Source organism: Nocardioides turkmenicus (assembly GCF_011045035.1).
In the GTDB taxonomy this organism is placed as follows: domain Bacteria; phylum Actinomycetota; class Actinomycetes; order Propionibacteriales; family Nocardioidaceae; genus Nocardioides; species Nocardioides turkmenicus.
In genome coordinates this window covers 325,397-337,169 of the sequence record NZ_JAALAA010000001.1, presented here as the reverse complement: position 1 = coordinate 337,169, position 11,773 = coordinate 325,397, and the positions used below count along the sequence as shown (strand labels likewise).

11 protein-coding genes and 1 tRNA gene are annotated in these 11,773 nt (G+C 67.7%); 9 read left to right on the top strand and 3 right to left on the bottom strand.

The window, feature by feature from the left end; translation table 11 throughout:
* Positions 1 to 18: 18 nt before the first annotated feature.
* The 3 genes from G5C66_RS01605 to pyk all read left to right on the top strand — a co-directional run bounded on the left by G5C66_RS01605 (position 19) and on the right by pyk (position 3,642).
* Entirely contained in the window at positions 19 to 1,485 is a 1,467-nt protein-coding gene (locus tag G5C66_RS01605; RefSeq protein ID WP_165109031.1) for a glutamate synthase small subunit, read from the top strand.
* Between the two features lie 138 nt (positions 1,486 to 1,623).
* Positions 1,624 to 2,079, top strand: a complete 456-nt coding sequence (locus tag G5C66_RS01600; protein WP_165109029.1) for a winged helix-turn-helix transcriptional regulator — start codon at positions 1,624 to 1,626, stop codon at positions 2,077 to 2,079.
* 93 nt (positions 2,080 to 2,172) lie between these two features.
* Entirely contained in the window at positions 2,173 to 3,642 is a 1,470-nt protein-coding gene (gene pyk / locus G5C66_RS01595; RefSeq protein WP_165109027.1) for a pyruvate kinase, read from the top strand.
* On the opposite strand, the gene G5C66_RS01590 is transcribed toward pyk, so the two are convergent.
* Both G5C66_RS01590 and G5C66_RS01585 read right to left on the bottom strand, forming a co-directional pair.
* Positions 3,639 to 4,382: a helix-turn-helix domain-containing protein gene (locus tag G5C66_RS01590; RefSeq protein WP_165109025.1), complete on the bottom strand. Its 744-nt coding sequence runs from the start codon at positions 4,380 to 4,382 to the stop codon at positions 3,639 to 3,641. The genes pyk and G5C66_RS01590 overlap by 4 nt on opposite strands.
* A 52-nt stretch (positions 4,383 to 4,434) precedes the next feature.
* Positions 4,435 to 4,511, bottom strand: a tRNA-Leu gene (locus G5C66_RS01585).
* A gap of 184 nt (positions 4,512 to 4,695) precedes the next feature.
* Here G5C66_RS01585 and G5C66_RS01580 point away from each other — a divergent pair.
* The 5 genes from G5C66_RS01580 (at position 4,696) to G5C66_RS01560 (ending at position 9,436) form a co-directional block, all read left to right on the top strand.
* The gene (locus G5C66_RS01580) at positions 4,696 to 5,235 is read left to right on the top strand and encodes an ANTAR domain-containing response regulator (protein ID WP_206443621.1); all 540 of its coding nucleotides are present in this window, start codon (positions 4,696 to 4,698) and stop codon (positions 5,233 to 5,235) included.
* A gap of 167 nt (positions 5,236 to 5,402) precedes the next feature.
* The gene (locus G5C66_RS01575; protein ID WP_165109023.1) at positions 5,403 to 6,743 is read left to right on the top strand and encodes a branched-chain amino acid ABC transporter permease; all 1,341 of its coding nucleotides are present in this window, start codon (positions 5,403 to 5,405) and stop codon (positions 6,741 to 6,743) included.
* A gap of 8 nt (positions 6,744 to 6,751) precedes the next feature.
* Positions 6,752 to 7,744, top strand: coding sequence for a branched-chain amino acid ABC transporter permease (locus tag G5C66_RS01570; RefSeq protein ID WP_165109021.1), 993 nt, complete (start codon positions 6,752 to 6,754; stop codon positions 7,742 to 7,744).
* Between the two features lies 1 nt (position 7,745).
* Positions 7,746 to 8,660, top strand: a complete 915-nt coding sequence (locus G5C66_RS01565) for an ABC transporter ATP-binding protein (protein ID WP_241248116.1) — start codon at positions 7,746 to 7,748, stop codon at positions 8,658 to 8,660.
* Positions 8,657 to 9,436: an ATP-binding cassette domain-containing protein gene (locus tag G5C66_RS01560; RefSeq protein WP_165109017.1), complete on the top strand. Its 780-nt coding sequence runs from the start codon at positions 8,657 to 8,659 to the stop codon at positions 9,434 to 9,436. The genes G5C66_RS01565 and G5C66_RS01560 overlap by 4 nt, the downstream gene beginning before the upstream one ends.
* Before the next feature lie 64 nt (positions 9,437 to 9,500).
* Here G5C66_RS01560 and G5C66_RS01555 read toward each other — a convergent pair whose 3' ends face one another.
* The gene (locus G5C66_RS01555) at positions 9,501 to 10,094 is read right to left on the bottom strand and encodes a GNAT family N-acetyltransferase (protein ID WP_165109015.1); all 594 of its coding nucleotides are present in this window, start codon (positions 10,092 to 10,094) and stop codon (positions 9,501 to 9,503) included.
* Between the two features lie 310 nt (positions 10,095 to 10,404).
* On the opposite strand from G5C66_RS01555, the gene G5C66_RS01550 reads away from it, so the two are divergent.
* Positions 10,405 to 11,649: an ABC transporter substrate-binding protein gene (locus G5C66_RS01550; RefSeq protein WP_206443577.1), complete on the top strand. Its 1,245-nt coding sequence runs from the start codon at positions 10,405 to 10,407 to the stop codon at positions 11,647 to 11,649.
* The last annotated feature ends 124 nt before the right edge of the window (positions 11,650 to 11,773 follow it).

Sequence of the window (11,773 nt, the reverse complement as noted above, 5' to 3'; positions counted from 1 at the left end):
GGATGAAGGAGGCCAACTGTGGCTGACCCAAAGGGCTTTCTGAAGAACGGCCGTGAGGTCGCGACGCGTCGTCCCGTCGAGGAGCGGGTCAAGGACTGGCACGAGGTCTACCCCGGCAAGGTCGGCAAGACCCTGCTGCCGATCATCAACACCCAGGCCTCGCGCTGCATGGACTGCGGCATCCCGTTCTGCCACCAGGGCTGCCCGCTGGGCAACATCATCCCCGAGTGGAACGACCTGGTCTGGCGCAACGACTGGGAGGGCGCCTCGGAGCGCCTGCACGCGACCAACAACTTCCCGGAGTTCACCGGTCGTCTCTGCCCGGCTCCGTGCGAGGCCGCCTGCGTGCTGGGGATCAACCAGCCCGCGGTGACCATCAAGAACATCGAGGTCTCGATCATCGACAAGGCCTGGGACGCCGGCCACGTCAAGCCGCAGCCGCCCGAGTGGCTCTCCGGCAAGGCGGTCGCCGTCATCGGCTCCGGCCCTGCGGGCCTGGCCGCCGCCCAGCAGCTCACCCGGGCGGGCCACACCGTGGCCGTCTACGAGCGGGCCGACAAGATCGGCGGGCTGCTGCGCTACGGCATCCCGGAGTTCAAGATGGAGAAGTCGCAGGTCGACCAGCGCCTGGCGCAGATGCGTCGCGAGGGCACGGTCTTCCGTGCGGGCGTCGACGTCGGCACCGACATCACCGGCGCGCAGCTCCAGGACCGCTACGACGCCATCGTGCTGGCCAACGGCTCGACCGTCGGCCGCGACCTGCCGGTCCCCGGGCGCGAGCTCGACGGGATCCACCAGGCGATGGAGTACCTCCCGCAGGCCAACCGGGCCTCGCTCGGCGAGGCGGTCCCCGACCAGATCCTGGCCGAGGGCAAGCACGTCGTCATCATCGGTGGCGGTGACACCGGCGCCGACTGCCTCGGCACCGCGATCCGCCAGGGCGCGGAGTCGATCACCCAGCTCGAGATCATGCCGCGTCCGCCGGAGGACCGCCCCGAGGGCCAGCCGTGGCCGACCTACCCGATGACCTACCGGGTCGCGTCCGCGCACGAGGAGGGCGGCGAGCGGGTCTACTCCGTGTCCACCAAGGAGTTCCTCGGCACCGGGGACGGCCGCGTACGCGCGCTGCGGCTCGTCGAGGTCGAGTTCGTCGACGGCAAGCTGGTCGAGAAGGAGGGGACCGAGAAGGAGATCCCCGCCGACCTGGTACTGCTGGCGATGGGCTTCACCGGCCCGGAGAAGGATGGTCTCCTCACCCAGCTGGGTGTCGAGTACGACGCTCGCGGCAACGTCGCCCGCGACGACTCCTTCGCCACCTCCGTCCCCGGCGTGTACGTCGCCGGCGACGCGGGTCGCGGCCAGTCGCTGATCGTGTGGGCGATCGCCGAGGGCCGCGCCGCCGCGGCCGCGGTCGACACCTACCTCACCGGCTCGACCAACCTGCCCGCGCCGATCCGCCCGACGGACCGGCAGCTCACGGCCTGAGGCCGACGCACCGAGGCTGAGCACCCAGGCACAACGGCGTGCCGACCACTGGCCCGGCATCCCTTCGGGGGGTGCCGGGCCAGTCGGGTCTTCGGCCACAGGTTTGGGGCGAGGACCGGCGAGCGGGAGACTGGCGGCATGCCGGACGTACCTGCCGTCGCGAGCCCCCGCGAGTGCACGATCGCCGACGCGCTGGAGATCGTCGGGGACCGCTGGAGCCTGCTCGTCGTACGCGAGCTCTTCTACGACCAGCTCCGGTTCTCCCAGATCGCGCGCAACACCGGCGCGCCGCGCGACGTGCTCACCGTGCGGCTGCGCAAGCTGGTCGAGCACGGGGTGATCGCCCGGGAGCAGTACAGCGACCGTCCGGTCCGCTACGAGTACCGGCTCACCGCGGCCGGTCGTGCGCTCTCCCCGGTGCTGCTCACGCTCAAGCGCTGGGGGAGCGACCACGCCCGTCCAGGGGCCGATCCGGCCCCGTTCGTACACAGTTGTGGCGAGGAGTTTGTCGCACACGTGCATTGCCGCGCCTGTGGGGAGCCGCTAGCCGCCGGCGGCCTCACGCCGGGCCCAGCGCGACGCACCGACGGCTGACTCCGATCGGGCCGTAAACATTGGACGAACGGCCTGATCAGGACGTGGTCCGGGTGCTGGTTTGAACGATCCAGAGGGGTAGTCTGGGCTCCCGTGAGAAGAGCGAAGATCGTCTGCACCCTGGGCCCCGCCGTCGCGACGGAGCGTCGCATCCGCGAGCTCGTCTACGCAGGCATGGACGTGGCCCGGATGAACATGAGCCACGGTTCCCACGACGACCACTCCAGCAACTACGCGCTGGTGCGGGAGGCGGCTGCGGCGAGCGGGCACAGCGTCGGCATCTTCGCCGACCTGCAGGGGCCCAAGATCCGCCTCGAGCGCTTCGAGGAGGGGTCGGCCACCCTCCACCGGGGCCAGGCCTGGACGATCACCACCCGGGACGTGACCGGCACCGACAAGATCTGCGGGACGACCTACAAGGGTCTGCCGGGCGACGTGAAGGTCGGCGACCCGATCCTCATCGACGACGGCAAGCTGCGCCTGCGGGTCACCGCGGTCGACGACACCGACGTCCACACCGAGGTGCTGGTCGGCGGCCCGGTGTCGAACAACAAGGGCATCAACCTGCCCGGCGTCGCCGTCTCCGTGCCGGCCCTGTCCGAGAAGGACGAGGAGGACCTCCGGTTCGCGCTCCGGCTCGGCGTCGACATGGTCGCGCTCAGCTTCGTACGCAACGCGAAGGACTACGAGGACGTCCGCCGGATCATGGACGAGGAGGGGCGCGTCGTCCCGGTCATCGCCAAGATCGAGAAGCCGCAGGCGATCGACAACCTCGACGAGGTCATCGCCGCCTTCGACATGTTCATGGTCGCCCGCGGCGACCTCGGCGTGGAGTGCCCGCTCGAGGAGGTGCCGTTCCTGCAGAAGCGGATCATCGAGCTCGCCCGCCTCAACGCCAAGCCGGTCATCGTCGCCACCCAGATGCTCGACTCGATGATCTCCAACCCGGCGCCCACCCGCGCCGAGGCCAACGACGTCGCCAACGCCGTCCTCGACGGCGCCGACGCGGTGATGCTCTCCGCCGAGACGAGCGTCGGGGACTATCCGATCCACACCGTCGAGACCATGGCGCGCATCATCGCCGCCACCGAGCGTCACGCCTTCTCCCGCGACGGCTCCGCCGCCGCCGAGCTCAGCCGTATCGAGTGGGACCCGCACACCCGCTCCGGCGTCATCGCCAAGGCCGCCGCCGAGGTGGCCGACCGGGTCGACGCGAAATACCTCGTCGCCTTCACCACCTCCGGTGACTCCGCCCGCCGTCTCTCCCGGCTGCGCAACCCGATCCCGCTGCTCGCCTTCACTCCCTCCGATGCCGTACGCAGCCAGCTCGCGCTCAGCTGGGGCACCGAGACCTTCCGCACCGACGAGGTCGAGCACACCGACGAGATGGTCCGCCAGGTCGACGAGAACCTGCTCAAGCTGGGCCGCGTCGAGGAGGGCGAGCTCGTCGTCATCATCGCCGGCTCGCCTCCCGGCATCCCCGGCTCCACCAACGCCCTGCGCATCCACCGCATCGGCGACGCGATCAACGAAGTCGCGCCCGCCTACGAGCGGAAGGGTTAGGTCTTCGGCCCGATCAGTGCGTCGAGCGCCGCGACCGCGTCGCGGCGCGAGACGCTGATCGTCCGCCAGGAGGACTGGCGCCATGGGATGCCGACCAGATCGAGCGCCGCGGTGCACAGGTCGCGGATGTCGTCGGAGTGGTTGGTGAACTGCCAGCGGCCGTACTCGTAACGCTTCTTCTCACCGGCCACCACTCGGGTCGCCCAGTTCGACACGCGGCACCCGTCCGAATGGAACAGGCCACGGAGGAACGGACCGGGGTGGGCTGAGACGATCGCCTGCTGCCACGGCTCGAGAGTGATCTTGCGATCGTGCTTCCGGCCGGGGCCGTGTTGGGGGAAGAGGCAGGGCAGGTGCTGCCAGTTGAGCTGCACGTCCACACAGCCGATCTTCTTGACGAGGAATATGTTGCTGCCTGGCCTGATCCGACCGAGCAGGTCGACCACGTCGTTGATGATCCGGGGATAGGCCAGGTCGCAGGTGATGCGGAGGAAGTAGTAGCGAGCGGCCTTCGCGATATTGCCATCGCCGAGATAGAACCCGAGAAGAGCTGCGTACGCCTCCCCGTCGATCGGCAGTCCGTCGCATCGCGGACAGGTGCCTGGCCTGTTGCGGGGCTCGCTGTCTCGCCACGCCCGAATCGTGGATCGAGAAGCTCCCGTCGCCCGAGCGGTTGCGGAAAGGGATTCGCCCTTCTGAAGGAGTGCGAGGGCCTCGGCGCGAACGCGAGCGGCGTACATGGACTCAGTCTGCGCTCAAACGCCGACATTTCGGCGGAACACGTGAGCGAATTGGTGCCCCGGGTCGGATTCGAACCGACACTGGATGAGGTTTGAGCTCATGGCCTCTGCCGATTGGGCTACCGGGGCTCTTGCGGTGCGCAATGCACCCACCGCGAGACCACAACTTACCGGACCGTGGGCGGAATCACTGCACCGGGACGTGCCCGTGATGGCCTAGTCTGTGCTCGTGACGGAGAGCAACCCCAGCAGCACCCCGGAGACCCAGGCACGGCGTACGGTCGTCATCGCGGAGGACGAGGTCCTGATCAGGATGGACCTCAAGGAGATGCTCACCGAGGAGGGCTACGAGGTCGTCGGTGAGGCCGGCGACGGCAAGGCCGCGATCGAGCTCGCCACCGAGCACCGACCGGATCTGGTGATCCTCGACGTGAAGATGCCGGTGCTCGACGGGATCGCGGCCGCGGAGGCGATCGCCCGCGACCGGATCGCCCCGGTCGTCATGCTGACCGCGTTCTCCCAGCGTGATCTGGTGGAGCGGGCCCGCGACGCGGGGGCGATGGCCTACCTCGTCAAGCCGTTCAACATCACCGACCTGGTGCCCGCGATCGAGCTCGCGGTGAGCCGCTTCCAGGAGCTCGCCCAGCTCGAGAAGGAGGTCGCTGGCCTGACCGACCGGCTGGAGACCCGCAAGGCGGTCGACCGGGCCAAGGGGATCCTGCAGGAGGGGCTCACGCTGAGCGAGCCCGAGGCGTTCCGGTGGATCCAGAAGACCGCGATGGACCTGCGGCTGTCGATGCGTCAGGTCGCCGAGGGCGTCATCGAGCACGGCGTCAGCGGACCGCGTACCTGAATCCGTGTAAACGGCACGTCACAGATCGGTTGCGGTCTCAGATGAGAGTCAACCTGTGGCTTGTTCGTGGGTGAGGTCGGCCTAGACTGCCCGCGCGGATCCGGCTGACCGGCGTGTTCGGCTCGTGTCAGGGTCCGTCTTCAGGACACACAGGCAGGAGTACCCACGTGCGCAAGCGGCTCTACAGAGTCCTCGTCGCGCTCATCGGTGCGCTGATGGTGCTGTTGGTGGGGAGCGCGGGAGCCGCACAGGCGACCGCCACCCCACCGCCGGATGCCACCGCGATCCAGGTGACGCTTCAGGACGAGGCCAACAAGGATGCCCAAGGCAATCCGAAACCGATCTCGGGAGTGACCCTCGAGGTCAGCAAGGACGGCGAGAAGGCCGGCGAGGGCGTCACCGACGCCAAGGGTGTGGCGATCATCGTCGTCCAGGAGCTCGGCAAGTACACCGTGACCCTCGACGAGAAGACGCTCCCTGAAGGGACCGTCCTCGACGAGAGCACGAAGAACGAGGCCACCGTCCACGTACGCTTCCAGGGCCCCAACAACCGCGCGATCTTCCCGATCGGCGTCACTGCCGGTGAGAAGTCGAACTTCGGCAAGGATCTGGTCAAGAACCTGCGAGCAGGGATCGTGTTCGCCCTGGTCCTGTGCTTGGCCGGCCTCGGCTTCTCGCTGATCTTCGGCACGACCGGCCTGTCCAACTTCGCCCACGGTGAGCTGCTCACCTTCGGTGCGGTGATGGCCTGGACCTTCGATCAGATCTTCAAGACCGGAGCGCTGGCCTCGGTCTCCGTGCTCCTCGCCGGGATCATCGCGGTCGCCCTCGGTGGCCTCGGTGGCTACGTACAGGACAAGGTGATGTGGGGCCCGCTGCGCCGGCGCGGTACCGGCCTGATCGCGATGATGATCGTCTCGATCGGTCTGGCGATCTTCCTGCGCTACCTGTTCCAGTACTTCTACGGCTCCTCGACCCGCTCGCTGTCGCAGTACAGCGGCCAGCAGCGCGAGCAGCACTGGTACTACCTCGGTCTCTCGCTCGCCGACCGTGAGGCGATCATCGTCCTGATCTCGATCGTCACGATCATCGGGGTCTGCCTGTGGCTGGCCAAGAGCCGGATGGGCAAGGCGATGCGCGCGGTGTCGGACAACCCGGCGCTGGCCGCGTCCTCGGGCCTCCGGGTCGACAGCGTCATCACCAACGCGTGGGTGATCGGTGGAGCGTTGACCGCCCTGTCCGGTGTGCTCTACGCGATGCAGCTGCAGGTCAACAGCTTCATGGGTATGCGGATCCTGCTGGTCATCCTGGCCGCGGTCACCCTCGGTGGTCTCGGCACGATCTGGGGTGCCCTGGTCGGCTCCATGGTGATCGGGCTCGTCTACGAGCTCGGGCCGCTGTTCGGCGTACCCACGTCGATCAAGGAGATCGGCCCGCTGCTGATCATGATCGTGATCCTGCTGGTGCGGCCCCAGGGCATCCTGGGTCGTAAAGAGCGGCTCGGGTAGGAGAGACAATGGATATTCTCGACATTCTCCGGGCAGCGCTGCAGCAGGCGCTCGGCCCGCAGGCGATCGTCTTCGCCCTGGCCGCCATCGGCCTCAACATCCACTTCGGCTACACCGGGCTGCTCAACTTCGGCCAGGCCGGGTTCGTCGCGGTGGGTGCGTACGGTCTCGCCGTCTCCGTGGTCACCTTCGGTGCGCCGTTCTGGCTCGGCATCGTGATGTCGCTGGTGGCGCCGCTGGTGCTCGCCGTGATCCTGGGTGTGCCGACCCTGCGTCTGCGCGCCGACTATCTGGCGATCGTGACGATCGCCGCGGCCGAGGTGCTGCGCTTCGTCTTCGGCTCGGTGGAGATGAAGGACACCTTCGGCGGCTCCAACGGGCTCAACGGCTTCGCCCGGCCCTTCCAGCAGGCCAACCCCTACAGCAGCGGCATCGACCTGGGCATCATCTCGTTCGGCCGCAACGACCTGTGGTCCCTGACCGTGGGCTGGATCCTGGTCGCCCTGTGCTGCGTGCTCGTGTGGGCGCTCATGCGCAGCCCGTGGGGCCGCGTGCTCCGCTCGATCCGCGAGGACGAGGACGCTGTCCGCTCGCTGGGCAAGAACGTCTTCGCCTACAAGATGCAGGCCCTCGCGCTCGGTGGCGTCATCGGTGGTCTGGGCGGCATGTTCCTGGCGCTCAAGCAGGCCTCGGTCGTGCCGAGCGACTACTCGACCCTGATGACCTTCTACGCCTTCGCCGCGCTGCTCCTCGGTGGTGCTGCCCGGGTGATGGGTCCCGTCATCGGCTCGATCCTGTTCTGGTTCCTGATCGCAGGGCTAGGCTCGTTCTTCAGCCAGTCGGCTGGTGAAGGTGGCTGGATCCCGTCGGTGATCATGACCGACACCCAGGCCAGCGTGATCCGTTACATCGTGCTGGGTCTGGCCATCATGCTGCTGATGATCTTCCGACCCCAGGGGATCTTCGGCGACCGTAGGGAGATCGCGATCGATGGACGCTGAGATGACTGAGCAGACGAGCACGACCGGGCCCGCGGGCCTGGTCGGGGTGAGCACGGAGCCGGGCAGCAAGAAGCCCGACCCGATCGTGGTCGCCGACAACATCACGCGTACGTTCGGCGGACTGACCGCCGTCGACGTCGACCACGTCGAGATCCAGCGGGGCGCGATCACCGCGCTGATCGGCCCCAACGGCGCCGGCAAGACGACGTTCTTCAACCTGCTGACCGGCTTCGACCAGCCCAACAGCGGCTCCTGGACCCTGGACGGCAAGTCGCTCAAGGGCGTCGCTCCCTACAAGGTCGCCCGCCTCGGGATGGTGCGCACCTTCCAGCTGACCAAGGTGCTGGCCAAGCTCACCGTGATCGAGAACATGCGGCTGGGCGCCACCGGACAGAAGGGCGAGCGGTTCTGGGCCGCGCCGTTCAAGTTCCTGTGGGGCAAGCAGGAGGACGAGGTCACCAAGAAGGCCGACGAGCTGCTCGCCCGCTTCCTGCTCGACAAGAAGCGCGAGGACTTCGCCGGGTCGCTCTCCGGCGGCCAGCGCAAGCTGCTGGAGATGGCCCGCGCCCTCATGGTCGACCCCGAGCTGGTCATGCTCGACGAGCCGATGGCCGGTGTGAACCCGGCCCTCAAGCAGTCGCTGCTGGGCCACGTGAAGTCGCTGCGCGACGAGGGCCGTACGGTCCTCTTCGTCGAGCACGACATGGACATGGTCCGTGACATCTCCGACTGGGTCGTCGTGATGGCCCAGGGCAAGATCGTCGCGGAGGGCACGCCGGAGTCGGTCATGGCCGACCAGCGTGTCATCGACGCCTATCTCGGGGCTCACCACGACACCGACCTGAGCGAGCTCGACGAGGAGCGGCTCGAGGCCGAGGTCGAGGCAGAGATCGCCCAAGAGGAGGACGCGAAGTGACTTCCACCGATGCGGAGAAGTTCCGTGAGAAGCACCTGAGCGAGGCCGAGGGTGCGGTGCTCCGTGCCGACGGTCTCGTCGCCGGCTACCTGCCGGGGGTCAACATCCTCAACGACACCGACCTCTACTGCCAGCCCGGCGAGCTGGTCGGCATCATCGGTCCCAACGGCGCCGGCAAGTCGACGCTGCTCAAGGCGCTCTTCGGGCTGGTGAAGATCCACGAGGGATCGGTCAAGCTCAACGGCGAGGACATCACCGGCAAGCGTGCCGACGAGCTGGTCAGCCGCGGGATCGGTTTCGTCCCGCAGACCAACAACGTCTTCCCGAGCCTGACCATCGAGGAGAACCTCGAGATGGGCTGCTACCAGGCCCCGAAGAAGTTCGCCGAGCGGTTCGACTTCGTCACCGGGATCTTCCCGGCCCTCGGCGAGCGGCGCAAGCAGCGTGCCGGCGGGCTCTCCGGTGGTGAGCGGCAGATGGTGGCGATGGGCCGGGCGCTGATGATGGAGCCGTCGGTCCTGCTGCTGGACGAGCCCTCCGCGGGGCTCTCGCCGGTCATGCAGGACGAGGTCTTCGTCCAGACCCGCAAGATCAACAAGGCCGGCGTGTCGGTCGTGATGGTCGAGCAGAACGCCCGCCGCTGCCTGCAGATCTGCGACCGCGGCTACGTGCTCGACCAGGGCCGCAACGCCTACACGGGCGCGGGCCGCGAGCTGGCCGACGACCCGAAGGTGATCGAGCTCTACCTCGGCACCCTGGGCGCCAAGGAAGACTGACGGACCACGTCCTGAAAGAGCAGGGCCCCGGAGCGAATGCTCCGGGGCCCTGCTCGTTGTGTGCTCAGGCGACGGTGTGCGAGCGTCGCTGGGAGCGCCGGGCGGCGAGCAGCTCTCCGACGGCGCTGGACTGCTTCGGGCCGCGCTGCAGACGGGCGTGGTGGGGCAGGGCCCGGCCGAGAACGGTGAGTCGGGAACGTACGACAGCGGTCGGCGCCACCCGCATGACCGCCTGGGCTCCGAGACCGAGGCGGGCGAGGAACCGGTTGCCGTCACGGCCACCGGCGGAGGCCGCGGCTGCGATCGTCCTGATCCCGCGCTCCTCGGCGAAGGCGACGGCGGACTCCATCAGCATCCGGCCGACGCCGCGGCGGCGGAAGCTGGGAACGACATGGGGAGCGAAGATCTGCACCGTCGGCTCCAGGTTGAGCGGCCCGAAGGTGGTGGCACGCACGTAGACCGCGCCGACCGGCTCGCTGCCGGACTCCGCGACCAGCAGACGCTGGTCGGGCGAGGCCTCGGCACCGCGGATGATGGTCTCGAGATCGCTCAGCTGCTCCTGCGCGTCGGCCATCCGCAGCGAGTCCTGCCAGATGCCGAGGAGGAAGAGCGCGTCATCGGCCCGAGCCTCCCGCAACGTCACCGGCACCCTGGTCATCGAGTCCGTCCTCCATGGGCGCCGTGCGTACAGATCATCACAATTCCTCCACGATCGAGCCGGTTCCTGGCGGGAATCGGGTTTCCCGAGTGATCATGGGTCACCTCGGCCCCGATAATACGGAGCCGATCATGGCGGCAACCCAGGCAATGATGCCATGGGGGAGATGTAACGGAATGGTGAAAAGACAGTTCCCTCGGGTGATTCACAGACCTAGCGTCTCTAATGTGTCTCCGCAAGGTCCGACTCGAGCCGGGCCAGCCCATACGAAAGAGGGACTAAAGCAGTGAACTCATCATCCTCTACCTGGATGAAGCTGACCGCGGGCGCCGGCGCCTTGGCGCTCAGCTTCACCCTCGCCGCCTGCGGCGGCGAGACCGCTTCCGAGGAGCCGGAGAAGAAGGCTGCCGCTAAGGGCGACGGCACTCTCACCATCGGGCAGCTCCTCCCGCAGACCGGCAGCCTCGCGTTCCTCGGCCCGCCCGAGTTCGCCGGTTCCGACCTCGCGATCCAGGACATCAACGCCGCTGGTGGTGTGCTCGGCAAGGACGTCGTGTCCGTCGTGGCCGACTCCGGTGACACCACCTCCGCGATCGCCCCCACCGAGGCCGACAAGCTCATCGACGCCAAGTCCGATGTCATCATCGGCACCGCCTCCTCGGGCGTGTCGATGACCGTGATCGACAAGATCATGTCGTCGGGCACCGTGATGTTCTCCCCGGCCAACACCTCTACCGAGTTCGACGAGGGTGACTTCGCCAAGCCGGACCTCTACTTCCGCACGGCTCCGTCCGACATCCTGCAGGGCGCCGTCATGGCCAACCTGCTGCTCGAGGACAAGCGCACGAACGTCGCGATCCTGGCCCGCCAGGACGCTTACGGTGAGACGCTCGCCGAGGAGGTCAAGGCCAACCTCGAGGGTGCCGGCTCCAAGGTCGCCACCACGGCGTTCTACTCCGAGGACGCCACCTCGTTCGACGCCCAGATCAACGAGATCGCGGGCGCTGGCGCGGACGCGGTCGTCGTGATCGCGTTCGAGGAGACCAAGAAGCTCATCCCGCAGCTCATCGCCGCGGGTGTCGGCCCGGCCAAGCTGCCGACCTACTTCGTCGACGGCAACCTGTCGGACTACTCCAAGGACTTCACCAAGGGTGAGCTCAAGGGCGTCAAGGGCACCCTGCCCGGCGCCGAGACCACCGGTGACTTCAAGGAGCAGCTGCTCAAGGTCGACCCGAAGCTGACCGACTACTCCTACGCCGCCGAGTCCTACGACGCCACCATCGTCTCCGCGCTGGCGGCGGTCAAGGCCGAGAGCGACGCGGGTGAGGCCATCGCCAAGGAGATCGTCGAGATCACCACCGGCGGTGAGAAGTGCGAGACCTACGCCGACTGCGTCAAGCTCATCGAGGACGGCAAGGACATCGACTACGACGGCAAGTCCGGCCCGATCGAGCTCGGCGAGACCGGTAGCCCGACGGCCGCGTCGATCGGTATCTACCAGTACAACGAGAAGGCCACCTACGCGCCTGTCAAGTACATCGCTGGGGAGGTCTGAGCCCGAGCCTGTGATGCCTGCGACGAAGTCGCAGGCATCACAACGCGAGGGGATCGAGCGAGCGCAGCGGGTGAGCTTGCGAACCCGCGAAGCGGGTCGAGATCCACGCGCTGAGTGACATCAC

Excerpts from the sequence above, each read along its gene's own strand:
- G5C66_RS01590 (WP_165109025.1), bottom strand. The coding sequence starts at position 4,382 with ATGTACGCCGCTCGCGTTCGCGCCGAGGCCCTCGCACTCCTTCAGAAG.
- G5C66_RS01570 (WP_165109021.1), top strand. The coding sequence starts at position 6,752 with ATGGATATTCTCGACATTCTCCGGGCAGCGCTGCAGCAGGCGCTCGGC.
- G5C66_RS01555 (WP_165109015.1), bottom strand. The coding sequence starts at position 10,094 with ATGACCAGGGTGCCGGTGACGTTGCGGGAGGCTCGGGCCGATGACGCG.
- G5C66_RS01565 (WP_241248116.1), top strand. The coding sequence starts at position 7,746 with ATGACTGAGCAGACGAGCACGACCGGGCCCGCGGGCCTGGTCGGGGTG.
- G5C66_RS01550 (WP_206443577.1), top strand. The coding sequence starts at position 10,405 with ATGAAGCTGACCGCGGGCGCCGGCGCCTTGGCGCTCAGCTTCACCCTC.
- G5C66_RS01580 (WP_206443621.1), top strand. The coding sequence starts at position 4,696 with ATGGACCTCAAGGAGATGCTCACCGAGGAGGGCTACGAGGTCGTCGGT.
- G5C66_RS01600 (WP_165109029.1), top strand. The coding sequence starts at position 1,624 with ATGCCGGACGTACCTGCCGTCGCGAGCCCCCGCGAGTGCACGATCGCC.